The following is a 23749-nucleotide window of genomic DNA, read 5'->3' on the forward strand; positions in this document are numbered from 1 at the left end:
TCAGCCCGCCTTACGGGCCGTGCAGATGTAGTAGAATTGGTAGACCTGCGAGACACGGACATCGGTCAGGGTCGGCGGGAAGGTTTCCACCGGGCAGTGGTGGATGACGTTGTGGCTGGACAGCACCTTCATGAAATAGGCGCGCTGTACCGGTGTGGCTGCATCGTACATCTGTTCGTCGAGGAACAGCAGGGTGCCGCCGGGGCGGGCGACACGGGCCATTTCGGCGATGGCTTTCGCAGGGTCGGTCAGGCCGTTTACCGCGCCATAGCTGAGCACCACGTCGAAGCTGTCGTTCTGGAACGGCAGTTCCATGGCGTCGCCCAGAACCAGGTCGACCGGCACGCCAGCCGCGCTCATCAGGTCGCTGCCCTGTTTGAGCATGGTTTCGGACAGGTCGATGGCGGTGTAGTCGGCGTCGAGCGACATCCAGCCGTGCCTGTAGAGCGAGTTGCACGAGCCCGTGGACACATCGAGGATCTGCAGCCTGCGTTCGGCGTCGCGCAGCGGGGCGAGCACCCGTTCATGCACCTGGGCGAAGGACTCGGGCGGGACCCAGGGTTTGCGCGACAGCGACAGCCAGGCGGGGAACGCCACCCACATCAGGTGCAGCAGCCAGGACTGTCGGCTGAGCAGCCAGAGGATCAGTGCCAACGCCGCAAACAGTAGCGCGGCGGTCACGACGGCACCGGCGGCCAGGGTGCTGATGATGCCAGCGGCCAGACCCAGGATCAGGGCCAGCATCACGCCGTAGGCGATCCAGTAGGGCCATGACATGGCCAGCGGGCGCACCGGCATGACGATGGCCGGCATGGTGACCTGATAGAGCCGCCCGAACAGGCCGTCGTAGAAGGTGTCGCGCAGTTTGCGGTCCTGGGAGCCCAGCCGGTCCTCGACGAACAGGCGCGGGATTCCCGAGGCGCAGGCGTAGGTCTGGCCGCAGCCGGTACAACGCCACTGGGTCGTGGTGACGGCGAAATCACCGGCCGCGCATTGCGGGCAGCGGTATTTGCTGGATTTCAGTTCGGTCGCCATCTGTACCGCCTTAACCGCGAGGATCGAAATAGGCGAAGGTCGCGACCCAGCGACCGGCGTCGCTGTCCCAGTCGAACTTGTCGCGCAGGTCGGACTGGGTGACCCAGTGCGGGTGGTCGTAGCGCCAGATGCAGATGTCGCCGATGTCCTGACGGGCCTCCATGTCGACCACTTCACCGTCGATCTCGAAACAGGTGCCGCCGTTGCGGAAGTCGCGGCCGCGCTGCGACATGGAGACGATGAAGCCGAGCTTCTGGGGCGACAGATTGTGCCAGTGCCGGGCGAAGAATCCGCCGCCGGCGGGATAGTGGATCAGCTGCGGGTGGACGTAGGGGCCAGTTGCGGGAATCGCGAACCCGACAGCGTTGCCGGTCAGGTCGTTGTAGAGGTCGCGTAAAGGCTCGAACAGGTCGTGGAGGGTGGCCGCCAGTGCCGACGGGGCGTCGTCCATGACGTTGAAATTGTAGTCGTGGAATACGTGCGGGGCCTGCTGCTGCCGCGCCACCATGGCGCGGCGGCGGTGGTAGTTGCCGTTGAAGTCGTCGACCTCGGCGGGCGGGACCTGTCGTCCCCAGTCGGCGACGGCGGACCTTGCCGTGGTCAGCACGGCTTCGGGAAAGGCGTTCTTCAGCAGGACGAGCTGGCCGCGCTCCATGACCCGGTCGGTGATCTCGGCACGGTCCATTGTGGTGACGATGACGCCGTCTCTGAGCCCGGCCTCGACATCGATCACCCGCTCTGGCTCAGGGCTCATGCGGATTCCGCCAGCCAGCGGGCGTGCATCTGGCGGAAAATGCCTTCCAGATTGCGGGTGAAGCCGACCTCGTCCCGATAGGGGGAGGCGTCGAAGCCCGGGCGTACTTTTGCGCGCAGGGCGTCGAGGGCCTCATGGTCTGCCGTCAGGGCGACGGCCTTGTCGACATAGTCGTCCCACCCGTCGGCGATCAGCTCGGGCAGGCCACAGGGCAGGACCACGGGCACGCCGATACGGCTGTAGAAGTCGTCGCCCCACTGGGTCAGCACCGGCACGCCATTGGCCAGGGCGTCGCAGGAGGTCGTGCCGCCCGGGCAGGGCGAGGGGTCGAGCGCCAGGTCGATGTCCTGGAATTCGCGCCAGTAGTCGGGGCCGGTGGTATGGCCGCGGAATTCGAGCTGCTCCGGTGCCGCGCCATAGGCGGCGAACCGGGCCTGGGTCACGCGCTGCAGGACCGGGTCGACGAACGGGCCGTATTTCAGGACCAGCCGGTCCTCGGGCCGCTGGCGCAGGATCAGCGACCAGGCGGCAATGGTGATCTCGCTGAGCTTGGCCGGATTGTTGAACGAGCCGTAGGTGACATAGCCGTTCTTCAGCGCCGGCGTCGGGGCGTCGGGGAGCCGCTTGGCCGAGGGCCGGCTGGGGGCCACGATCGGGCCGATGTGCCAGATTTCCTCGCTGAAGAATTCATCGGTGCCGTCCACCTTCATGCTGTCGGCATGGAGGATGTAGTCCATGCAGGCGAGGCCGGTGGTCTGGACGAAATTGATCCAGGCGACCTGCACGGGAGCGGGACGATAAGCGAACACGGGCAGGCGGCTGCCGGCGGTGTGGCCCCAGACATCGATGAGGATGTCGATCCGGTCGCCACGGATTTTGGTGGCCACCTCCTGATCGGTGAGAGGGGCGATACCCCGGACGGTGCAGCCGGACGGCAGGGCGTCCTCGGCGGCGGGGTCGGCGCAGTAGAGGAAGACCTCGACCGTCTCGGGATCGTGGGCCTCCAGCACCGGCATCAGGAATTGGGCCACTTGGCTGCGGGTGAAACTGGGGCCGACATAGCCGATCCGCAGCGGCCGGTCGGTCGTGCGTTGATTGGCGAAGGCCGGCTTCGCCGGGGTCAGGGGGGCGGCGTACAGGTCGCTCCAGCGGCGCGCCTCGTCCGATACGCGGCGCATGCGGTCGGGGGCGTGGAACAGGGCGTAGAGCAGGAATTCGTGAACCGCCGGGTGGGGGAAGGCCTCGGCCGCCGCGCTGAAGACGTTGATGGCCTCGTCGGTGCGTCCCTGATGCTGGAGCGACAGACCGTAGCTGATCATGGTCTGGACGTCGGGATTGTCGAGGTCCAGGCCACGCCCCAGGGTCAGGCTGGCCGGGGCCATGTGTTTGATCGCGTAGAGTTGCAGACCGATCTGGGCGCAATAGGCCTTGTCAGACTTGAAACGCGCCAGATCGACGCCGTGCGCGCGCAGCATGGCCACCGAATGCAGGTTGCGGGCGTCATCCAGCATCTGTCGCGCGGCCGCCGGCTCGGCGGCGGCGACCAGGGCGCTGTACAGCCAGTAGCGGCTCTCGTGATCGGCGGGCTGTTTCTCGGTGAAGGGATAGAGATGGTTCGCGGCCGCCACCGGATCACCCGCCTCGAGCAGGGCGCGCCCTTCGGCGATAGGGTCGGGGCCTGCCTTCACCATCATGTTCACAATCGTCTCCGGGAATATGGTTAAGGCGCGAGTAGACCGGCATTGCGTTAACCCTCGCTTACGATTGCGGATACGTGGCGGTGCAGTGCGGACCGTAGGTCCGGCTTGACGGGTTGTTAACCGCAGCGGACGCCAATCAGGCGCATGAACGTCCTCGTTACCGGTGGTGCCGGGTTTATCGGCTCGGCCGTCGTGCGGCGACTGGTCAACGCCGGCGGCTTGGCCGTGACCAATCTCGACAAGCTGACCTATGCCGGGGATCGGGCCTGCGTCGGTGAGGTCGCGGGTTCGTCCGATTACAGTTTCGAACAGGTCGATATCTGCGACGCGGCGGCGGTGGCCGATGTGTTCGCCAGGCACCGGCCCGATTCGGTCATCCATCTGGCAGCCGAGACCCATGTGGACCGGTCGATCGACGGGCCGGCCGTGTTCGTCCAGACCAATGTGGCGGGGACAGGGGTGCTGCTTGAGGCGGCGGTGCGCCATCGGGATGCCCTGGAGTCCGAAGCGCGTGACGGGTTTCGTTTCCTGCATGTGTCGACGGACGAGGTGTTTGGTGACCTGACCCCCGATGCGCCGCCGTTCCGGGAGACCGATCCCTATGCGCCCAGCTCGCCCTATGCGGCCAGCAAGGCGGGCGCTGACCATCTGGTCCGGGCCTGGTCGCGGACCTACGGCCTGCCGACCATCATCACCAACTGTTCGAACAACTACGGGCCCTTCCAGTTTCCGGAGAAGCTGATCCCGCTGACGATCCTGAACGCTATCGAGGGGCGAGCCCTGCCGATTTACGGGGCCGGGGACCAGGTGCGGGACTGGCTGTATGTCGAGGACCACGCGGCGGCGCTGGAACTGGTGCTGCGGCAGGGCGTGGTCGGCGAGAGCTACAATGTCGGCGGCGATGCCGAGCGGCGCAATATCGAGGTCGCGCAGGCCATCTGCGCCCTGCTGGAGGTCGCGCGGCCGGACAGGCCGGTGGGGGTGGCCCGCTATGCGGACCTGATCACCCATGTCACCGACCGGCCCGGACATGACCGGCGCTATGCGATGGATTCGGGCAAGCTTGAACGCGAACTGGGCTGGGTGCGGGCCGAGACCTTTGAGTCCGGCCTGGCCAAAACCGTCGACTGGTGTCTGGGTCATCTGGACCTCCTGCAGCGACTGCGGGCGCGGTATGACGGCCAGCGGCTGGGCCTGAGGGAAGGGACGACACGATGAAGGGTATCGTTCTGGCGGGCGGCACGGGGACCCGGCTGGCGCCGATCACCTATGGCGTCTCCAAACAGCTGCTGCCGATCTACGACAAGCCGATGATCTACTATCCGCTGTCGGTGCTGATGCTGGCCGACATCCGGGACATCCTGGTAATCACCACGCCAGAGGACCGCTGGATGTTCGAGCGGCTGCTGGGCGACGGGTCGCGCTTCGGCATCCGTCTGACCTATGCCGAACAGGCCCGGCCCGAGGGGATCGCCCAGGCCTTCCTGATTGGTGAGGAGTTCATCGATGGTGACCGGGTCTGTCTGGTGCTGGGCGACAACATCTTTTACGGCCAGGGCTTCTCGCCCAAGCTGAAGGCAGCGGCGGCGCGGACCACGGGGGCGACGGTGTTCGCCTATCCGGTCAAGAATCCGGAGCAGTTCGGGGTGCTGGAGATCGGGCCGGACGGCCGGGCGCTGGGCATTGAGGAAAAGCCGAAGCGGCCACGCTCGAACCTGGCCACGACCGGCCTGTATTTCTATGACGCCGATGTGGTCGATATCGCCCGGGCGGTGGTGCCGTCGCCGCGCGGGGAGCTGGAGATCACCAGTGTCAGCGAGGCCTATCTGAAGCGCGGCGACCTGCATGTCGAAATGCTGGGCCGGGGCTTTGCCTGGCTGGACACGGGGACGCCCGAAAGCCTGATGGAGGCGGGGCATTTCGTTCAGACGATCGAGCAGCGGCAGGGGTTCAAGATCTCGTGCCTGGAGGAGATCGGCTGGGCCAACGGCTGGCTGGACGAGGCGGCGATGCGCGCCAGTGCCAGGGCCCACGGTAACAGCCCCTACGGGGCCTATCTGCTGAAACTGCTGGGCGAGGGCGATAGCCCGGACTGGGTGCCGGGTGCCTAGGCCCGCCGACAGGCGACTGAATGGAGTGAAGCGATGACGGCGCAATCCAGTTCGCGGGTCGATGATGCCGGGGCCGTGACCCGGGATCTGATGGAGCGGGGCCTGCATGTATTTTCGCCCGGGGTCGATCCGGTAGCGGCGACGGCCCTTTTGAACGCGGTTCACGCGACGCGGGCCTTTGGGCCGGACCTGTTCATCGACGAGGCGGACTTTCTGGCCGATCCGCAGTTTCGGGGGGTCAATCCGCGACCCGGGCGCAATCTGGTCGACCGGATCGAGGCCAGTCTGGACTTCGTCGAGCGTGATCCGGCGATTGTCGCGGGGCTGAGCGAGCTGCTGGGAGCGGGCTATCAGACGCTGGATCGCAAGCTGGTGTGCGGCGTGCCGCGCGACTGGATGCCGGACTGGGTGCGGGCGCGGACCGAGGGCAAGGCGGTCAATAATCTGGGGCCCTATATCCGGCCGGACTATCGCGACATCACCTATTTCGCCGGGATCGACTTCCATCAGGACCTGATCGACCATCCGGCGCGGACGGCGGATTTTGTCACCCTGTACATCTATCTGCATCCGGTCACGGCGGTGGACGCGCCCCTGTTCGTGCTGGAGGGCAGCCAGACGCTGGCCTCGACCCTGTTTCCGCATGATCTGACGCCCGCCGGCGGCGACGCCTGGACCTATGGCGATGGCCGGGGCGGGTCGACGACGGTGACCCAGCGCATGCTGACCGGGGACACCGGCTATGCCGCGGTCTGGCATGCCTGCACCCTGCACGGGACGCAGCAGGACACGGCCGAGCATCCGCGGCTGTCGCTGCGCTATCTGCTGGCCAAGGCCTCCGAGGCCGGGGAGGCCGGCATCGATGCCGTCAATCGTGCGCTGGGCGGGCCGCTGAGCCTGGCGGCGACGCGCCGCGATCTGGCCGAGGACGGCTCGGCGCGGGATACCGGCAATATCGTCAGCACGATCCGGCCCGTGGAATAGCGGGCACGGTAACGCGCCGCGCCGGTCCGGCGGCGGTGAGGGGCGTTGGCGGAGCGCCGGGCCTTCGCCCGGAACAAGACTAGAAATACCGTTTCGGCGAACGTCAGACGCTCCGCGCGGACGGGCTTCCACATGCGCGGACCGTGGGCCTCGCTGTTGACGAGGGGTCCTTCTGCACACGGCGGGCAGGGATGGCAGCGACCATCTCCTGGACCGGTGCGGGTATCCTCCCCGCCCCCTCGGCCGTCCGGCCTTCCACCCGGCTCGACCTCGCATCCCCTCGGCAAGCGACCCCGCAGGGTCTGGCTCCGGGTTGCGCCCGCTCCATCCGCTCCCGCCGCCGCTGCGGATCGCCGGCCGAGCGAGCCCCCCGGGCGACGGGACAGGGGGATGATGGCACGGGGCGGGACCAGGGCGGGTTTTTTGCGGGGGGATTTGGTCAGGGGGTTGATGGGGAAGGGGTTTGGGTAGCGCCCATAGGGGGATTTTTGGCGAACACCTCGCATTCTTTCCCTCTCCCGGCGGGAGAGGGCTTGAGCGCCCGTGAGCGCAAGCGAGCGGTTGCGCGAAAGGGTGAGGGGCTTTCGTGCGACCGGGTGAGACCGTACGCCCACACCCCAACCCCTCTCCCCCGGGAGAGGGGCTTTTCTCCCGCGGTCGACAGCGGGGGGGCGGGGACGGAACCCGTGCGACGCGGGTGACACCATACGCCCTCTCCCCAACCGATGGCTCCCCCGGGAGAGGGGCTTTCTGTCAGCCCTCGCCCGTCAGGAATGCAACCAGGGTGGCGTTGAAGGTGTCGGCGGCGAGTTCGGGGAAGGCGTGGCCGCCCCAGGGGGCGACATCGAGGGTGGCGTTGGGCAGGGCGGTGGCCAGCCAGCGCGAACAGCGCGGCGGGACCAGGGTGTCGTCGGCGGCGGCGCAGACCAGCACCGGCAGGTCGATCTCGTCGAGCCGGTCGTCGATGTCGAAGCGCAGCAGGGCGTCGAGCCGGGCCATGATCACATCGGTGGGCGGCAGGGCGATGATCTGGCGCGCGGCCTCGGCCCGCAGGCGGGCGTCGTTGCGGGAAATCCAGTCTGGCGGATAGTGGAACAGGGGCGCGGCCTCGACCCAGGCGGCCGGGCCGAAAGCTTCCAGCAGTCGGATCTGGGCAGCGAGGGCGCGGGTCAGGTGAGGATCGGGGTGTGACCAGCCGCTGACCACCACCAGCCGCTCGAGCCGCTCGGGACGGTCGAGGGCGAGGGCCAGTCCGGCGAGGCCGCCGGCAGACTGGCCGACCAGATGGGCCTGGAGGGTGTCGGTGGCGTCCAGTACCGCGAGGATGTCCCGGGCCATGGCCTCGACCGAATGGTCGGCGGTCAGGACGGGGTCGCTGCGGCCGGTTCCGCGCTGGTCGTAGCGCAACACGCGAAAACGCGCGGTCAGGGCGGCCATCTGCGGCTCCCACACCGAGCCCATGCCAGCGAAGCCGGCGGACAGGATTACGGTCTCCGCGTCAGCCGGGCCGTCGTGGATTTCGTAGTGGAGACCCTGGGTCGTGCCGGTGTGCAAGGGAGTCGGAGTCCGCGGTTGATCAAGGCGTCCCCTGCCATATGCGGCGGCGGGGCCAAACGGTAGCCCCGCCGTGTCAAAAGGCCGACCGGATTCAGAACTGCAGGATGAATCCGGCCACATCGTCGACGACGCCGGGGGCCAGCGGCAGGTCCGGATCGGCATAGGTGGCGATGTTGGCGGCACGGTCGGCCGGGGCGACCTTCAGCACGTGATTGACTCCCTCCCACAGCACCAGCCGGGCGTCCGGTTGGGCCGCGGCCATGGCCTCGGCATCGGCGACGGCGATCTGGATGTCGGTGGTGCCCTGGCCGATCAGCACCGGTCCGTCCCAGGCCGCGATCAGGGCCGTGGGATCCAGCGCCAGCCATGAGATCAGATAGGGCTGGACCGACGGGCGGAACAGGGCCGCCAGCGCCGGTGGCGTGTCGGCGACGGTGCGCCCGGCCTCCAGCTCCGACAGGACGTGGAAGGCTTCGGTCTTCATTGGCTCGGGCAGTTGCGGCCCCAACTGTTCACGCAGGATGACCCCGCCCGGACGCCCGGCCCCCGACAGCAGGACGAGGCCGCAGATGCTGTCGCCATGGCCGTCGGCGGCGGCCAGGGCGATCAGGGCTCCCTCGCTGTGGCCGATCAGCCAGGCGCACGGTTGGCCGGTGCGGGTGGCGGCCTCGGCCGCCCAGGCGCGGGCATCGTCGACATAGGCGGTGATGCGCAGGTCAGCCTCCGAGGGTGCGGCGGCGGCGCTTTCACCGATGCCGCGCTTGTCGATGCGCACGGTGGCGATGCCCTGATCGGCCAGTCCCCGGGCCAGCAGCCGATAGGTCTGGGCGGTGATGCCGAACTGCGGACTGTTGCCGTTGCGGTCGGTCGGCCCCGAGCCGGGCAGGATGACGGCGACGGCGCGGGCGGTCCCCTCAGGGGCCAGCAGGGTGCCGTGCAGCGGCGCGGGTTGGGCGGGCAGGGTGACGGCGGTCTCGACCGGACCGGTCGTCAGCAGGGTGGCGGCAAGGGCGAGGCTCAACATGGCGATATCTCCGGTTTGCGAGGGACGGTGATCAGAAAGGCTGGCGGTCGGGGTCGGTGCGCCACACGCGCCAGCTCTCGACCACCGACCAGACGGCGGCGATCAGGCTGGCGACGATCAGGGCGATCAGGGCAAAGGGCTGGACGGCCCACGGAGCCGTGGTCAGCCCGACCAGGCCGATCAGAAAGAGCAGCCGGCCGGCGAGGCGGTTGGAGCGGTCCCAGGCGAGGCGGCTCTTGTAGGTCCACGGCGTGCGGACACCGACGACCGGATTGGGACCGACGCGACCGAGGAATGCCCCCACCAGCACGAGGATCAGGCTGGCTCCGGCCATGGGAATGGCGGTGCGGATGGTGGTCGCACCGCTGAGGCTGGAGCCCCCGGCGAACAGGGTGATGCCGGTCATGGTGAGCAGGATGACCAGTTGGCCGAAGCGCAGGGCACGACGGCGGGCCGGATCCCCGGCGCGGGCGGCATACAGGCCGAGACCGCCGGCGAGCAACAGGTTGAAAAGGCCGAAGCCGGCGATCATCAGACCGATCAGTTCGCGTCCGGCCCAGCCGTCGGCGTCGCCGTGGATGTTCCAGTGCACAGGCATCAGCTCGGTCGGACCGGCGACGAGCACGCCGAGGCCGGTGCCGATGATCAGGATACTGATGCCCCAGGTGGCCAGATCGATGGCGGGGGTGCGGTTGGCGGTGGTCATTGGGTGGGCTCCGTATCGTCGGGGGCAGGGCCGGCCCCGCGCATGGCCATCAGGAAGGCGACGGCCTCTTCGACCGCCGAAATTTCGAGCCGGTAGCGGATCGTGGACCCGTCGCGCTCGGGAGACACCAGACCGGCGTCCTTCAGGGCGTTGAGGTGGCCGGTGATCGACGGCCAGCTCATGTCGAAGGCGGCGGCGATGTCGCCGGACGCCAGCGGGCCCTTGCGCAGCATCTCGATGATGCGGCGCCGGACCGGATGCGACAGGGCCTTGAACAGGGTGTTCATAGGACAAAGCCTAATTAGGAAAAAGCCTAATCGCAAGTGTTTTCGGTCGGACTTGATCCCGCCACACAGGAGGACCAGCGTTACGGCTATCCAGACTCACCGGAGACCTGACCATGACCGAGACCCAGCGCGAGGTGTTGAGCAAGGTTCCGGCGATCACCCTGGGGTTCTGGATCATCAAGATCCTGGCCACGACCCTGGGCGAGACCGGGGGTGACACGGTCTCGATGTCGATGCACCTGGGCTATCTGGTCGGGACGGCCATCTTTGGCACGTTGCTGGTCGGGCTGGTGTGGTGGCAGATCGCCGCCGACCGGTTCCGGCCTTTCCTGTACTGGGCGACCATCATCGCCTCGACCACGGCGGGCACGACCCTGGCCGACTATGCCACCCGGTCGATGGGCATCGGCTACGCGGGCGGGTCGGCGCTGCTGCTGGCCTGTGTCGCGGGCTCGCTGATCCTGTGGAAGCGCACCCTCGGCTCGATTTCGGCCGATACGGTCGCCACGCCGCGAGCCGAGATCTTCTACTGGGTGACGATCACCTTTTCCCAGACGCTGGGCACGGCGCTGGGCGACTGGATGGCCGACACCGGGGGGCTGGGCTACGTCAAGGCGGCGCTGGTGTTCGGCACAGCCCTGGCCGTGGTGGCCGGGCTGTATTACCGGACCCGGATCAACCGGGTGGTGCTGTTCTGGGCGGCCTTCATCCTGACCCGGCCGCTGGGGGCGACGGTCGGCGACTTCCTCGACAAGCCGCTGGACCACGGTGGATTAGCGTTCAGCCGACCGATCGCCTCACTGGTGCTGGCGATCGCGATCGTGGCCCTGATCCTGATCCTGCCGCAGCGGGCCGGGGCGCATCCGAAGTCCGAAAAGGCCGAGGCCTGACGGCGACCTAGATCGAGAAGCTGACGCCGCAGCCGCAGCTGGAGGCGGCATTGGGGTTGCGGACCACGAACTGGGCCCCGGCCAGTTCATCGACGAAGGCGATCTCGGAGCCCTTGAGGAAGGGGATGGAGACCGGGTCGACCAGGGCGGTCTGGCCGTCCAGCTCGATATGCAGGTCGTCGGCCTCGGCACTGTCGACCAGTTCGAACCGGTACTGGAAGCCGGAACAGCCGCCGCCGTCGACGGCAACGCGTAGCATCTGCGGGCGTCCGGCGGTCGCGGCCAGCTCAGCCAGGCGGCGGGCGGCGCTGGCGGACAGCAGGATGCCCTGACGCACGCGGGGGGCGATTTCGAGCTTCGGGGCCGGGACGGCGGGGGATTGGACGGTACTCACAGGGCTCTATATGAGGTCGAAGCGGCCATTCGCAAAGGCCCGCGACCAACATGAAGCCGCCGCCTTGAGCCAGTCGACCGATCGCGCCCCCTTCGCCGAGACCCCGACAGCGTCGCGCGGGCGGCTGTTTCCGGAGACTGTGAGCCGGACCCGCAACGCCTTTGCCCGCGACCGCGACCGGATCATCCACGCCACGGCCTTCCGGCGGCTGAAGGAAAAGACCCAGGTGTTCGTGGCCCATGAGGGCGACCACTATCGCACCCGCCTGACCCATTCGCTGGAGGTGGCGCAGATCGCGCGGTCGATCGCCCATGCGTTGCGGCTGGACAGCGACCTCGCCGAGACCGTGGCCCTGGCCCATGACCTGGGCCATCCGCCGTTCGGTCATGCCGGCGAGGACGAACTGCAGGCGCAGATGCAGGCGTGGGGCGGGTTCGACCACAACGTCCAGACCTTCCGCGTCGTGACCAGGTTGGAGGAACGCTATCCGGCCTTCGACGGCCTGAACCTGAGCTGGGAGACGGTCGAGGGGGTGATCAAGCACAACGGACCGGTCAGCCACCGGCTGGACGAACCGGCGTGGCGGGCCATTGCCGACTATGCCCCGGACTGGGACCTGCGGCTGGAGACCTTTGCCTCGCTGGAGGCGCAGGCGGCGGCGATCGCCGATGACATCGCCTACAACAACCACGACGTCGACGACGGGGTGCAGGCGGGGCTGTTCACGCTGGACGATCTGGCCGGGGTGCCGCTGATCGGGCCGATCCTGAAGGCAACGCGGCGCGACTGGCCCGATCAGGACGAGCGGATGATCCGCATCGAGGCGGTGCGGCGCATGATCGGGGCGATGATCGAGGACGTTCTGGCCGAGACCGAGCGACGACTGGCTGCCGACGGCATCGCCTCGACCGAGGATGTACGCATGGCGCGGCGGACACTGGTGGCCTTTTCCGAAGGCATGCTGGCCGATCTGGGGGTGCTGCGGAAATTCCTGTTTGAGCGGATGTATCGCCACTATCGGGTCAACCGCACCCGCAGTCAGGCGCGGCGATTGCTGGGCGAGATGTTCCAGCTGTTCATGGCCGAGCCGGGGGTGCTGCCGCCGGAATGGTCGGAACGGGCGGCCGTCGAGGACCCGCACCGCCGGGCCCGGGCGGTGTGTGACTATATCGCCGGGATGACCGACCGGTTCGCCATCGAGGAACACCGAAAACTGTTCAGTCTCGACCTGGCGCTCGATCTGTGATTCGAAAGAGCGCCGGGGCAGGGTAGACTGAGCCCCCGACGCGTCGATTCGCGCCGGGCCGATTCACAAGGCGCGACCATGTCACACGAAGATCCCTATCGTCCGACCGGCGGCGGTGACCGCGACCGCGGGGCCTATACGCCGCCGACCGACGACGACCTGCCGTTCCAGCGCAACAGCTATGACGCGCGCCGTGCCGGTGGCGGACAGGGCGGCGGCGGCGGCAAGGCGCCGCCGGTGACGCTGCTGATCAGCGGCGCGGTACTGCTGCTGCTGATCATCGCCGTGGTTGTGTTCTATCGTTCGGGCCTGCGTTCCTCGACCGACGCCCCGCCCGCGGTGGGCACGCCGATCGGCGACCTGAAGGTTCAGGCCCCGGACGAGGCCCAGCCGGTCGATCCCGAAGCCGGGGTCAGCGTCTATGGCCCGCCGAGCGAAATTCCGGCTGACCCGACCTTCATCGCCCCGCCCGAGGACGTTCAACCGCGTCCCGCAGCCCCGACCCCGCCGGTCGCCGCGACTCCGGCCCCGGCGGCCAAGGCCGAGACGCCGGCGGCACCGGCCGGGGGCAGTTCGATCGTGCAGATCGGGGCCTTCTCGACCCCGGGCATCGCTGATCGTGAGTATTCCGCCGTCGCCGCCCGCTTCCCGCAGTTCGCCGCCGGGGCGACCAAGCGGGTGCAGGAGGTCACCGCCTCGAACGGGTCGACCCTGTACCGCACCACCTTCGCCGGGCTGAGTCGCGACGACGCCCGGGCCTTCTGCGCGGCGATCAAGGCCGGCGGCGGCGATTGCCTGGTACGCTAGGCCGTGACCTCGGCCGCCATCTACGGCTGTTCGGGACCTGAGCTGACCACGGCGGAGCGCGCCTTCTTCGCCGAGACTCGACCGTGGGGCTTCATCCTGTTCCGGCGCAATGTCGAGAATCCGGATCAGGTGCGGGCGCTGGTGGTGGCGCTGCGCGACAGTATCGACGCGCCGGACGCGCCGGTGCTGATCGATCAGGAGGGCGGCCGGGTGCAGCGACTGGGGCCGCCGCACTGGCCCAAATATCCGCCCGGCGACGCCTATCTGCAGGCCGCCGGGGACGTCGAGGAGGCGCGGGATCTGGTCCGGCAGGGCGCGCGACTGATGGCGCACGACCTGCAAATGCTGGGAATCAACGTTGATTGTGTGCCGGTCCTCGATGTGCCGGTGCCGGGGGCGCACGACATTATCGGCGACCGCGCCTATGCCCGCGATCCTGAGACGGTGGCGCGGCTGGGGCGGGCCGCGGCCGAGGGTATGCTGGCCGGGGGGGTGCTGCCGGTGATCAAACACATGCCGGGCCACGGTCGGGCCTTTGCCGACAGTCATCACGCCCTGCCGGTGGTGCACGCCGATCTGGCGACGCTGGAGGCCTGGGACTTCGTGCCGTTCAAGGCGCTGTCCGACATGCCGATGGCCATGACCGCCCATGTGGTGTTCGACGCCATCGATCCGAAAAAGCCGGCCACGACCTCGAAGAAGGCGATCCGGCTGATGCGCAAGGATCTCGGCTTTTCCGGTCTGATCATGACCGACGACCTGTCGATGAAGGCGCTGTCGGGCACCCTCACCGAACGGGCCGAGGCGGCGCTGAAGGCGGGCTGCGACGTGGTGCTTCACTGCAACGGTGATCTCGATGAGATGCAGCAGGTGGCCGCGGGCACCGGCAAGCTGAAGGGCAAGGCGGCGAAGCGGGCCGCGGCGGCGCTGGCGCGGATCGTCCTGACGCCGGAACCGCTGGATGCGGTCGCGGCGCGGGCGCGGTTCATGGCGGCGATCGCGGGGCGACTGGAGGCAGCGGACGGGCCTGACGTGGGCGAGGCGGGGGTGCCGGCGGCATGACCGACGCCTTCCAGCCCAATCTGGATTTCACCGCCGTCGAGGCGGTTGCGGCGGACGAGGCGTTCGTCGTCGATCTGGACGGCTATGAGGGACCGCTGCATGTGCTGCTGGCGTTGGCGCGGACGCAGAAGGTCGACCTGCTGAAGCTGTCGATCACCAGGCTGGCGGAACAGTATCTGGCCTTTGTCCATGAGGCGCGGCGGCGCAATTTCTCGCTGGCGGCCGACTATCTGGTGATGGCCTCGTGGCTGGCCTATCTGAAATCGCGTCTGCTGCTGCCGCGCACCGAAAAGGATCGGGGCGAGGAGATGCCCGCCGAACAGATGGCGGCGGCCCTGGCGTTCCGGCTGCAGAAGCTGGAGGCGATGCGCCGCTCGGTCGAGGCCCTGACCAGCCGACCGCTGCTGAAACGCGATGTGTTCACGCGCGGCGATCCCGAGGCGACGGTGATCATCCCGTCCGACCGGATCGACGCCAGCCTGTACGAATTGATGAGTGCCTATGTGACGCAACGGCGACGTGAGGAACGGCGCAGCTATGCCCCCGGTCAGAGGGTCGAGGCCTTTCCGCTGGAGGCCGCGCGCGACTGGCTGCGGGACATCCTGCCGCGGCTGTCGGACTGGACGCCGCTGGAGCGGGTGGCCCCGGTCGCGGATGCGGACGACGGAGAGCCCGGTCCGAGCCGCAACAGCTATCTGGCCTCGACCCTGTCGGCCAGTCTGGAGCTGGTGAAGGAGGGGGCGATGGACGTGCGCCAGTCCGAGGCCTTTGCCGACCTGTATCTGAAGCGGCGCGGGCAGGGCCTGCCGCTGGAGCTGACGCCGTGACCGACCTGCGCTTCGAACCTGACAGCCAGGAGATCGAACGCCGGGTCGAGGCGCTGTTGTTTGCCGCGGCGGGGCCGCTGTCGGCGGCCGAGATCGCGCGGCGTCTGCCCGAGGGGGCCGATGTCGGCGGAGCCATCGCCGGACTGCGGGCCCGCTATCAGGGACGCGGGGTCGAGCTGGAGTGTGTGGCCGATCGCTGGCGCTTTCGTACCGCGCCCGATCTGAGCTTCATGATGACCGAGGAGCGCGAGGAGCCGCGCCGGTTGTCGAAGGCGGCGCTGGAGACCCTGGCCATCATCGCCTACCACCAGCCCTGCACCCGGGCCGAGGTCGAGAGTGTGCGCGGGGTGTCGCTGTCACGCGGCACGCTGGACCTGCTGCTGGAGATGGGGTTCGTGCGGCTGCGCGGGCGGCGGCGGACGCCGGGACGGCCAGTCACCTATGGCACCACCGACCGTTTCCTCGAGCATTTCGGCCTGGCCAGTCTGTACGACCTGCCCGGGGTGCAGGAGATGAAGGCCGCGGGCCTGCTGGACCTGTCGATCCCGGTCGGGTTCGAGGTGCCGGACCCGTCGCGGGGCGGCGAGGATGACGGCGACCTGCTGGGTCCCGGCGAGGACGACGGACCCGAGTTCGCCCAGGATTTCGTCGGCGAGGACGGCAGCTGAAAACCGGGCGCCATCTTCCGGCACAATTGGGCGCGTAGACCATCGTCTTTCCAGACGAGGACTTGGTCATGAAGCTCCCACGATCTGCCCGAATCCCTTCAATCGCTGCTATTTTCGGCATTGTTCCACTGGTGTTCCTGCCCCTGGCGGCATGCCAGGGACAACCGGTCGCCGCGCCAGCCGAAACGGAGCAACCTGGGGCCGCCGTCGCGGAGCCGTCCGGTGTCACGGGCTCCTTGCCGGCCTCGGAGTATTTCGAGACCCTCACCGAAACCGCGTTCAGTGCCACTCCGGCGCAACTGGATGCGACCATCGCCCAGGCGCGTGCCGCCGTCGCGAGGGACCGCCGGACATTGTCACCGCCTGTCGCGGCTCTGCTGGACGAACGCCTGCGTCAGATTGCCGACGCGCGTGAGGGGCTGAACCGAGCCGACCTTGCCATCGCGTCGATCGAAGCCTTCCGACTGGTGGTGTCGGCGACCTCGACGGCGGGCGGCGTACCGCTTGAGGTCAGCCTGCTGGACTATGCCGGTTTCCGGTATGGAGCCGACCTCAAGGCTCCGGTCGTGCGCTGGGACGACGCCGCGCAAGCCGCTGACTTTGCAGCCGAGCAGTGGGCCCTGATTTCGGCGCGGGTTTCCGACCAGGCACTCAGATCCCGCTTTGGCGCGGCCGTCGCAGCGATGGCAGCCTCCGCGAGGAACCGTGACGCTGCCGGGGCCGCCCTGGCCGGAGCCACGGAGCTGGATCTTGTGGACGAACTCGAGACCTTCTTCGCCCACGGCTGACCCGTCACGGGCGACGCCCGGCGTTCAGTCGGTCAGTCTGTCAGTCGGTCAGGGCGCGCGGCAGTTTGAAGGTGACGGTTTCGCGCTCGCCGGCGTCCTCGACCACCGTGGCGTCGAAGCGGTCGGCGATGGCGTCGACCAGGGCGGCGATCAGGGGTTCGGGGGCCGAGGCCCCGGCGGTGACGCCGACGGTGGAGACACCGTCGAACCAGTTCCAGTCGACATGGCCGGCATCGTCGACCAGACGGGCGTCGCGGGCCCCGGCGCGGATGGCAACCTCGACCAGCCGGGCCGAGTTGGACGAGTTCTTTGAGCCGACCACCAGCACCAGATCGCAGCCCTCGCCGAGCCGTTTGACGGCCTCCTGGCGGTTGGTGGTGGCGTAGCAGATGTCTTCCTTGTGCGGGTCGGGCAGTTCCGGGAAGCGGCGCTTGAGCACGGCGAGGATCTCAGCCGTGTCGTCGACCGACAGGGTGGTCTGGGTGGCATAGGCGAGGGCGGCGTCACCGGGGCGCTGGAAGGCCTCGGCGTCGGCAACGGTCTCGACCAGACTGATGGCCCCGGGCGGGAGCTGGCCCATGGTACCGACGACCTCGGGGTGGCCGGTGTGGCCGATCAGGATGATATGGCGACCGGCGGCATGATGACGCTCCGCCTCGACATGGACCTTGGAGACCAGCGGGCAGGTGGCGTCCAGGAAGAACAGGTCGCGGGCCCGGGCCCCGGCGGGTACCGACTTGGGCACGCCATGGGCCGAGAAGACGACGGGGCGGTCGTCCGGGCATTCGTCGAGTTCGCGCACGAACACGGCCCCCATGGCCTTGAGCCGTTCGACGACGTGGCGATTGTGGACGATCTCGTGCCGGACATAGACGGGCGCACCGTATTTTTCGAGCGCGCGTTCGACGATCTGGATGGCCCGGTCGACACCGGCACAGAACCCGCGCGGCGTCGCCAGGCGGATGGTCAGGGGACGGCGGTCGGGCCGGGGAATGGGAGCGTGGATCGTCATGGCGGCAATCTAGGGCTTCGACGGCCCCGCCGCCACTGTCGCGATGCCGCGCGGGGGCCCGGACCGGCCAGCCGCGGCGTTTGCCGCGCCTCGCTTTAGCCGCTATCAGACACCAGCGTGCCGGACCGCGTCGGTCCTCGTCGCATTACTCCTCGGTTGCCGGATTTGAACCTGATGCGTCGCGTCCTCCCCGTCCTTGCTGTTTCCGTCGTGCTGGCGAGCCTGTTTCCCGCCTTGGCCATGGCCCAGAACTCCAGCCGCCCCCTGCCCACCGGCGGCCGACCGGGCCAGGTCCCGGGGCAGGGGCAGGGACAAGGACAAGGTCAGACCGGTCAGGCCAGCGACACGCCGATCACGGCAACGACCCCGCGCATCGCGCCGTTGAGCCGCCGCGCCAACGCCGGCCCGTGCCCCTATGTGAAGATTCTCTATGACGCCGCCCGCTACGTCGAACTGACCGACAATCGCGCCGCCACGGCCAATGTCGGCTATACCGGCGAGATCGAGGGACTGGCGGCGGACTGCTCCTATCGGGGTGACGATCCGATCACCGTGCAGGTGAACATGCTGTTCAACCTGGGGCGCGGCCCGATGGCCACGGCCGGCAGCCACACCTATCGCTACTGGATCGCCGTGACCGAGCGGAACCGGGCGATTCTGGCCAAACAGTATTTCGACCTGCCGGTGGATTTCCGCGGCGGTGAGACGGCGTCGGCCACCGAGGAACAGACGATCGTCATTCCGCGCGCCGAGGTGACGACCAGCGGCGATAATTTCGAAATCCTGATCGGCTTCGATGTGACGCAGGAGATGGCCGAGTTCAACCGCACCGGCAGTCGGTTCCGCATCAACGCCGGACAGTCGCTGGCCGAGGCCGCCGACCCGCAATGACCGATCTGAAATCGTCCCTGGGCGAAGCGGTCGCGGCCGCCTTCGCCGCCGAAGGCGTGGACGCGGCGCTGGCGCGGGTGACCGTCTCCGACCGGCCTGACCTGGCCGATTTCCAGTCCAACGGGGCCCTGACCGCCGCCAAGGCGCTGAAGGCCAATCCGCGCGAGCTGGCCGGACGGGTGGCCGAACGGCTGCAGGCCGATCCGCGCCTGTCACTGGTCGAGGTGGCGGGGCCGGGCTTCATCAATTTCAAACTGACCGACGCCGCCCTGGCCGAGCGCGCCGCCACGGTGGCCACTGACGCCGAGCGGGCCGGAGCCGCCGCGGTGGCGACGCCGCGCCGGGTGATCATCGACTATGCCGGGCCCAATGTGGCCAAGCCGATGCACGTCGGCCATCTGCGCAGTTCGATCATCGGTGAGAGCCTGAAGCGGTTGTTCCGTTTCCGCGGCGACACCGTCTGGGGCGACGCCCATTTCGGCGACTGGGGCTTCCAGATGGGGCTGCTGATCGTCGCCGTCGGTGATGAGGGCGGCGCGGACGCCTTTATCGCCGGGGGTGACGGGCCGTTCCCGGGCGAGGCACCGGTGACGCTGGAGGATCTGGAACGGCTGTATCCGGCCGCGGCGACCCGGGCCAAGGACGATATTGAATTCCGCGACCGCGCCCGCAAGGCGACGGCCGAGCTGCAGGCCGGCCGTCCCGGCTATCGCGCGCTGTGGGCCCATTTCGTCGCCGTCAGCCGCACCGCGCTGGAGCGAGAGTTCGGAGCCCTGGGCGTGACCTTCGACCTGTGGAACGGCGAGAGCGACGCCGATCCGGTGATGGCCGGGATGATCGCCGATCTTGAGGCCCGGGGGCTGCTGGTCGAGGACGACGGGGCCCGGGTGGTTCACGTGGCCCGGCCCGGAGAGACCCGCAAACGCAAGCTGGCCGACGGCAGTGTGATGGAGGCCCCGAGCCCGCCGCCGCTGCTGGTGATCTCGCGCGACGGCTCGGCCATGTACGGGACGACCGATCTGGCCACCATCGTCGACCGGCGCAAAGCCATTGATCCCGAGCTGATCCTGTATGTCGTCGACGAACGGCAGGCCGAGCATTTCGAACAGGTGTTCCGCGCCGCCGTTCTGGCCGGCTACGCCACCCCCGGGTCGCTGGAGCATCTGGGCTTCGGCACGATGAATGGGCCCGACGGCAAGCCGTTCAAGACCCGCGCCGGCGGGGTGCTGAAGCTGCACGACCTGATCACCATGGCCACCGACAAGGCCCGCGCCCGGTTGCAGGAGTCCGGTCTGGGGGCCGATCTGCCGGCGGAAGAGTTCGAGGCCATCGCCCACAAGGTGGCGATCGCGGCGCTGAAATTCGCCGACCTGTCGAACAGCCGCACCACCAGCTACGTCTTCGACCTCGACCGCTTCATGAGCTTCGAGGGCAAGACCGGGCCGTATCTGCTGTATCAGGCGGTGCGAATCAAATCCCTGCTGCGCAAGGCGGCCGACCAAGGGGCGACCCCGGCGGCCATCGTCGTGGCCGAGCCGGCCGAGCGTGACCTGGCCCTGACTCTGGACGCCTTCGACCAGGCGGTCAGCGACGCCTATGACAAGCGGGCACCGCATCTGCTGGCCGAGCACGCCTATCGACTGGCGCAGGCGTTCTCGAAATTCTATGCGGTCTGCCCGGTGCTGGTGGCCCCGGACGCCGCCAGCCGGGGCTCGCGTATCGCCCAGTCGCAGGCGGCGCTGGACCAGCTGGAACTGACGCTGGGCCTGCTGGGAATCGACACGCCCGAGCGGATGTAAGGCTTACCCGGCCTCGTATTTACGCAGGGCGAAAGCGGCTGTCACCGTCCACGCCCCGATGGGCAGTACGACGAACAACGCCCCGTGAACGTCCGGCCGCCACAGGCCGGTCGCCAGCCAGGCCAGGAAGCCCGCACTGATCATCACTCCGGCGGCTCCCAGTCCACGCCGCCCGGATTGCTGTGTCCAGGCCAGGCCGAACAGGCCGGTCGCGATCGCCGCAAAGGCGTAGTGGATCGCCGCGAACGCCTGATTCAGCCACCAGAAGCCGTGTTTCAGCGTCTCGAAGGATTCGGCACCGGGCCGGGCCGCAGCTTCGAAAACCTCGACCGCGGCCAGGCCGTTGATCACCCCGGCGACCAGCCCCGCGAACAGGCTGAACAGCATGAACATCAGACCCAGCATCGGCAACGGCCGCGCCAGTCCCAGGGTTTGGGCCATGCTGACATAGCCGTACGCCAGGAAGGGCATCAGGCCGAGCGCCGTCCAGTGCACGGCGTCGTTGAGACTGATGTGGCCCAGAGCCGGACCGCCGAACCGCGTCGGATGCACGGCCATCAGCGCGATGTATCCGATCCAGCCGATGATCAGGGCCGCCGATCCGGCCCGGGTTTGGTCATGCATGTCTTCTCTCCGCTATGGATCCGCCCTTGTGGTCGCCCGGCATCGGCGCGAAAACCAGAGCCGCGTCACGGCGATCAGCCGTTGCGGGACTTGGAACGGGGCGATGTCCGGAAACAGCTTACGGCGCAGCGGAACTGACCAGCGGGTGGCGCGCACGCGCGGCCGGCTGGCGCACGCCTTGATCCGGCTGGGCCAGACCTGCGACCTGGACGACATTCGCGTCGGTGACCTGGTGCGGACGGCAGGCGTGGGTCGCTCCACCTTCTACGCCCACTATGTGGATCGTGACGACTTCCTCGGCCGGTCGTTCGAGAACATGATTGCCCTGTGCGACGAGGCGGCCAGGCGCGAGGGTCTGACGGGCGAGGTCTTGCCGGTGACCCATGTGGTTCAGCACGTTGCCGGCAACAATTCCTTTGCCCGCCAGGCGGGCCGATCGCGCGCCATGGAGGTCATGCTGATCGCGGGCGAGCGCCGCCTGCGTCGTATCGCTGACACCAATCTGGAAGGCCTGACGCCCCACCTGCCGTCCGAGGAGCGAAGACAGGCTGCCGCCTATCTGGCCGGAGCCTTTGTCGGCCAGTTGCGCCTGTGGCTGCAGAACGACCTGCGCACCTCTCCCCAGACTCTGATAGCCACGCACCGCCGTCTGACGGCGGGTGTCCTGACCGCCCTGCGCACTGCGCCCGCCGACCTGCCTGACAGTGGAAACTGTGCGGGAACTGTGTCCCCTAACGGGCGTAGTTCCGATCAGGGGTAGCGCTGAGCGTTGCAAGCGGCAAAGCTCCGGACCATGAGCACGAGGCCAACCTCCACGCCGCCGGAATTTCGACGCCTGTTCGCATCGTGGTTGCGGATGGATGTCCGGACAGGTCTGATTCTGCTCGTTCTGTTCAGCGCTGTCCGGTTTGGCCTGGTGATGCAGGCCAATGTCACCAGGAGCTATGCCCTCGTCTCGATCGTCTTCGTCGTGATGGCGCTGACCCCGTTGCTGCTGCTGACCCGGGATGGGCGTCGACGCATCGGCATGACGCGTCCCGCCCGACCGTCCGGGCTGATCGCTGCCCTGATGGCGGGGGCCCTGTGCTGTGGCCTGTTGATCGCCAGTGCCGGTGTGCTGTTCGGGGCCGGGGACAACAATGCCTTTGTCTATATCGCCGGGACCTATTCCGGCCTGCCGCCGGCGATGGATGAGCAGACGCGGTTAATCCTGTTCCTGGTGTTTGCGGCGATTGGCATGAGCTTCAGTCCGATCGGCGAGGAGCTGTTCTATCGGGGACTGGTTCATGAGAGCTTTGCGCGTCGGCTGGGCGAGGGACGGGCGGCGGTCGTGGATGCCGGTGCCTTCGCCCTCGTGCATCTGGCCCATTTCGGTCTGGTCTGGCGCGCGACGGGTTGGACCCTGCTCCCCGGGCCGGCGGTGTGGTGGGTCACCGGACTGTTTGTGACAGGTCTGGCCTTTTCGTGGGCCCGGCGGGTCACGGGGTCGATACTCGGGGCCATCGTCGCCCACGCCACCTTCAATCTGGCGATGACCGCCTGGATCTTTTACCGCATTCTCTGAGGAGATTTCCCATGTCGCTCGACGCCTATATCGCCGGTCTGCCCAAGGCCGAACTGCATCTGCATATCGAGGGCAGTCTCGAGCCTGAGCTGATGTTCGAGCTGGCGCGGCGCAACGGGGTGGCGATTCCGTATGACAGCGTCGAGGCTGTGCGGGCTGCCTATGACTTCTCCAACCTGCAGGACTTCCTCGACATCTATTATGCGGGGGCGGCGGTGCTGCTGCACCGCAAGGACTTCGAAGACCTGGCCTTCGCCTATTTCCAGCGCGCGGCGGCCGACAACGTCCGCCATGCCGAGATCTTCTTCGATCCGCAGACCCACACCGACCGCGGCGTGGCCATGGAGACGGTGATCGAGGGGCTGCTGGACGGAATGCGCCGGGCCGAGAGCGAGCTGGGCGTCACCTCGAAGCTGATCCTGTGTTTCCTGCGCCATCTGGACGAGGACGCGGCCTTCGCCACGCTGAAGGCGGCCGAGCCGTGGCTGGACCGGATCGCCGGGGTCGGGCTGGATTCGTCCGAGGTCGGGCATCCGCCGTCGAAATTCCAGCGCGTGTTCGACGTGGCGGGGACGCTGGGTCTGAAGCGGGTGGCCCATGCAGGCGAGGAGGGGCCGCCGGCCTATGTCGCCGAGGCGTTGGACCTGCTGCACATCGATCGGCTGGATCACGGCAATCGCTCGCTGGAGGACGCGGGTCTGGTGGCGCGGCTGAAGGCCAGCCAGATGACGCTGACGGTCTGTCCGCTGTCGAACCTGAAACTGTGCGTGGTTGACGACCTGAAGGACCACCCGGTGCCCGAGATGCTGCGTCAGGGCCTGCATGTGACGCTGAACTCGGATGATCCGGCCTATTTCGGCGGCTATGTGAACGACAACTATCGCCGTCTGGCCGAGGCGGTGGGCCTGACCCGGGACCAGATCACGGCCATGGCCCGCAACAGTTTCGAGGGGGCCTTCCTGACCGAGGCCGAGAAGGCGGGGCACATCGCCGAGATCGACGCCTACGCCGCCCGCTGA

The 23749-nt window shown here is 68.1% G+C and carries 25 protein-coding genes; 15 read left to right on the forward strand and 10 right to left on the reverse strand.

The annotated features are described in order from the left end of the window. From AAC067_RS04750 to AAC067_RS04760, 3 genes are read right to left on the reverse strand one after another with little or no spacing between them, the layout of a single operon-like run. Nucleotides 1-1035 carry a class I SAM-dependent methyltransferase gene (locus tag AAC067_RS04750; protein WP_339930098.1) on the reverse strand — a complete coding sequence of 345 codons (1035 nt, stop codon included), beginning with the start codon at nt 1033-1035 and terminating at the stop codon, nt 1-3. A gap of 10 nt (nt 1036-1045) precedes the next feature. After that, nucleotides 1046-1789 (reverse strand): hypothetical protein, encoded by a 744-nt coding sequence (locus AAC067_RS04755; RefSeq protein ID WP_339930100.1) that lies wholly within the window; start codon nt 1787-1789, stop codon nt 1046-1048. After that, on the reverse strand, nt 1786-3483 hold the full coding sequence (locus tag AAC067_RS04760) for a hypothetical protein (RefSeq protein ID WP_339930102.1): 1698 nt from the start codon (nt 3481-3483) through the stop codon (nt 1786-1788). Before AAC067_RS04760 ends, AAC067_RS04755 begins: the two co-directional genes overlap by 4 nt. A gap of 150 nt (nt 3484-3633) precedes the next feature. Between AAC067_RS04760 and rfbB the strand changes: the two genes are divergently transcribed. The 3 genes from rfbB to AAC067_RS04775 are packed head-to-tail and all read left to right on the forward strand — an operon-like array spanning nt 3634 to nt 6584. Further along, nucleotides 3634-4707 carry a dTDP-glucose 4,6-dehydratase gene (gene rfbB, locus AAC067_RS04765; protein ID WP_339930104.1) on the forward strand — a complete coding sequence of 358 codons (1074 nt, stop codon included), beginning with the start codon at nt 3634-3636 and terminating at the stop codon, nt 4705-4707. Beyond that, nucleotides 4704-5600, forward strand: coding sequence for a glucose-1-phosphate thymidylyltransferase RfbA (gene rfbA, locus AAC067_RS04770; RefSeq protein WP_339930106.1), 897 nt, complete (start codon nt 4704-4706; stop codon nt 5598-5600). The genes rfbB and rfbA overlap by 4 nt, the downstream gene beginning before the upstream one ends. Nucleotides 5601-5633: 33 nt before the next feature. After that, a complete protein-coding gene (locus AAC067_RS04775) occupies nt 5634-6584 on the forward strand; it encodes a phytanoyl-CoA dioxygenase family protein (RefSeq protein WP_339930108.1) in 951 nt (316 codons plus the stop codon). Nucleotides 6585-7337: 753 nt separating this feature from the next. Here AAC067_RS04775 and rutD read toward each other — a convergent pair. The 4 genes from rutD to AAC067_RS04795 all read right to left on the reverse strand — a co-directional run bounded on the left by rutD (nt 7338) and on the right by AAC067_RS04795 (nt 10158). After that, nucleotides 7338-8138 (reverse strand): pyrimidine utilization protein D, encoded by an 801-nt coding sequence (gene rutD, locus AAC067_RS04780; protein ID WP_339930110.1) that lies wholly within the window; start codon nt 8136-8138, stop codon nt 7338-7340. Between the two features lie 94 nt (nt 8139-8232). After that, nucleotides 8233-9165: an alpha/beta fold hydrolase gene (locus AAC067_RS04785; protein WP_339930112.1), complete on the reverse strand. Its 933-nt coding sequence runs from the start codon at nt 9163-9165 to the stop codon at nt 8233-8235. Between the two features lie 31 nt (nt 9166-9196). Beyond that, nucleotides 9197-9871 carry an SdpI family protein gene (locus tag AAC067_RS04790; protein ID WP_339930114.1) on the reverse strand — a complete coding sequence of 225 codons (675 nt, stop codon included), beginning with the start codon at nt 9869-9871 and terminating at the stop codon, nt 9197-9199. Then, entirely contained in the window at nt 9868-10158 is a 291-nt protein-coding gene (locus tag AAC067_RS04795) for a metalloregulator ArsR/SmtB family transcription factor (protein WP_339930116.1), read from the reverse strand. Before AAC067_RS04795 ends, AAC067_RS04790 begins: the two co-directional genes overlap by 4 nt. 113 nt (nt 10159-10271) lie before the next feature. Here AAC067_RS04795 and AAC067_RS04800 point away from each other — a divergent pair, with 113 nt between their 5' ends. Beyond that, the gene (locus tag AAC067_RS04800; RefSeq protein ID WP_339930118.1) at nt 10272-11048 is read left to right on the forward strand and encodes a hypothetical protein; all 777 of its coding nucleotides are present in this window, start codon (nt 10272-10274) and stop codon (nt 11046-11048) included. A gap of 7 nt (nt 11049-11055) precedes the next feature. Here the strand turns inward: AAC067_RS04800 and erpA are convergent, their stop codons facing one another. Then, on the reverse strand, nt 11056-11385 hold the full coding sequence (gene erpA / locus AAC067_RS04805) for an iron-sulfur cluster insertion protein ErpA (protein WP_339930887.1): 330 nt from the start codon (nt 11383-11385) through the stop codon (nt 11056-11058). A gap of 121 nt (nt 11386-11506) precedes the next feature. Between erpA and AAC067_RS04810 the strand changes: the two genes are divergently transcribed. The 6 genes from AAC067_RS04810 (at nt 11507) to AAC067_RS04835 (ending at nt 16840) form a co-directional block, all read left to right on the forward strand. Further along, nucleotides 11507-12688 carry a deoxyguanosinetriphosphate triphosphohydrolase gene (locus tag AAC067_RS04810; protein ID WP_339930120.1) on the forward strand — a complete coding sequence of 394 codons (1182 nt, stop codon included), beginning with the start codon at nt 11507-11509 and terminating at the stop codon, nt 12686-12688. Between the two features lie 78 nt (nt 12689-12766). After that, a complete protein-coding gene (locus AAC067_RS04815) occupies nt 12767-13495 on the forward strand; it encodes an SPOR domain-containing protein (protein ID WP_339930122.1) in 729 nt (242 codons plus the stop codon). Between the two features lie 3 nt (nt 13496-13498). Beyond that, nucleotides 13499-14557, forward strand: a complete 1059-nt coding sequence (gene nagZ, locus AAC067_RS04820) for a beta-N-acetylhexosaminidase (RefSeq protein ID WP_339930124.1) — start codon at nt 13499-13501, stop codon at nt 14555-14557. Next, complete coding sequence (locus AAC067_RS04825) at nt 14554-15384, forward strand: ScpA family protein (protein WP_339930126.1); 831 nt, start codon at nt 14554-14556, stop codon at nt 15382-15384. The genes nagZ and AAC067_RS04825 overlap by 4 nt, the downstream gene beginning before the upstream one ends. Then, on the forward strand, nt 15381-16052 hold the full coding sequence (scpB, locus tag AAC067_RS04830; RefSeq protein ID WP_339930128.1) for an SMC-Scp complex subunit ScpB: 672 nt from the start codon (nt 15381-15383) through the stop codon (nt 16050-16052). Before AAC067_RS04825 ends, scpB begins: the two co-directional genes overlap by 4 nt. A gap of 236 nt (nt 16053-16288) precedes the next feature. Next, nucleotides 16289-16840 carry a hypothetical protein gene (locus AAC067_RS04835; protein WP_339930130.1) on the forward strand — a complete coding sequence of 184 codons (552 nt, stop codon included), beginning with the start codon at nt 16289-16291 and terminating at the stop codon, nt 16838-16840. Nucleotides 16841-16880: 40 nt separating this feature from the next. Here the strand turns inward: AAC067_RS04835 and ispH are convergent, their stop codons facing one another. Then, nucleotides 16881-17852: a 4-hydroxy-3-methylbut-2-enyl diphosphate reductase gene (gene ispH, locus AAC067_RS04840; protein ID WP_339930132.1), complete on the reverse strand. Its 972-nt coding sequence runs from the start codon at nt 17850-17852 to the stop codon at nt 16881-16883. 174 nt (nt 17853-18026) lie between these two features. On the opposite strand from ispH, the gene AAC067_RS04845 reads away from it, so the two are divergent. Both AAC067_RS04845 and argS read left to right on the forward strand, forming a co-directional pair. Continuing rightward, nucleotides 18027-18743: a Tat pathway signal sequence domain protein gene (locus AAC067_RS04845; RefSeq protein WP_339930134.1), complete on the forward strand. Its 717-nt coding sequence runs from the start codon at nt 18027-18029 to the stop codon at nt 18741-18743. Continuing rightward, nucleotides 18740-20542 (forward strand): arginine--tRNA ligase, encoded by a 1803-nt coding sequence (gene argS, locus AAC067_RS04850; protein ID WP_339930136.1) that lies wholly within the window; start codon nt 18740-18742, stop codon nt 20540-20542. Before AAC067_RS04845 ends, argS begins: the two co-directional genes overlap by 4 nt. Nucleotides 20543-20545: 3 nt before the next feature. On the opposite strand, the gene AAC067_RS04855 is transcribed toward argS, so the two are convergent. Further along, nucleotides 20546-21166 (reverse strand): hypothetical protein, encoded by a 621-nt coding sequence (locus AAC067_RS04855; RefSeq protein WP_339930138.1) that lies wholly within the window; start codon nt 21164-21166, stop codon nt 20546-20548. Nucleotides 21167-21311: 145 nt separating this feature from the next. Here AAC067_RS04855 and AAC067_RS04860 point away from each other — a divergent pair, with 145 nt between their 5' ends. The 3 genes from AAC067_RS04860 to AAC067_RS04870 are packed head-to-tail and all read left to right on the forward strand — an operon-like array spanning nt 21312 to nt 23749. Then, a complete protein-coding gene (locus tag AAC067_RS04860; RefSeq protein WP_339930140.1) occupies nt 21312-21926 on the forward strand; it encodes a TetR/AcrR family transcriptional regulator in 615 nt (204 codons plus the stop codon). A 33-nt stretch (nt 21927-21959) separates the two neighbouring features. After that, entirely contained in the window at nt 21960-22730 is a 771-nt protein-coding gene (locus AAC067_RS04865; RefSeq protein WP_339930142.1) for a type II CAAX endopeptidase family protein, read from the forward strand. An 11-nt stretch (nt 22731-22741) separates the two neighbouring features. After that, entirely contained in the window at nt 22742-23749 is a 1008-nt protein-coding gene (locus AAC067_RS04870; protein ID WP_339930144.1) for an adenosine deaminase, read from the forward strand.

Source organism: uncultured Brevundimonas sp. (assembly GCF_963977465.1).
Classification (GTDB): Bacteria; Pseudomonadota; Alphaproteobacteria; order Caulobacterales; family Caulobacteraceae; genus Brevundimonas.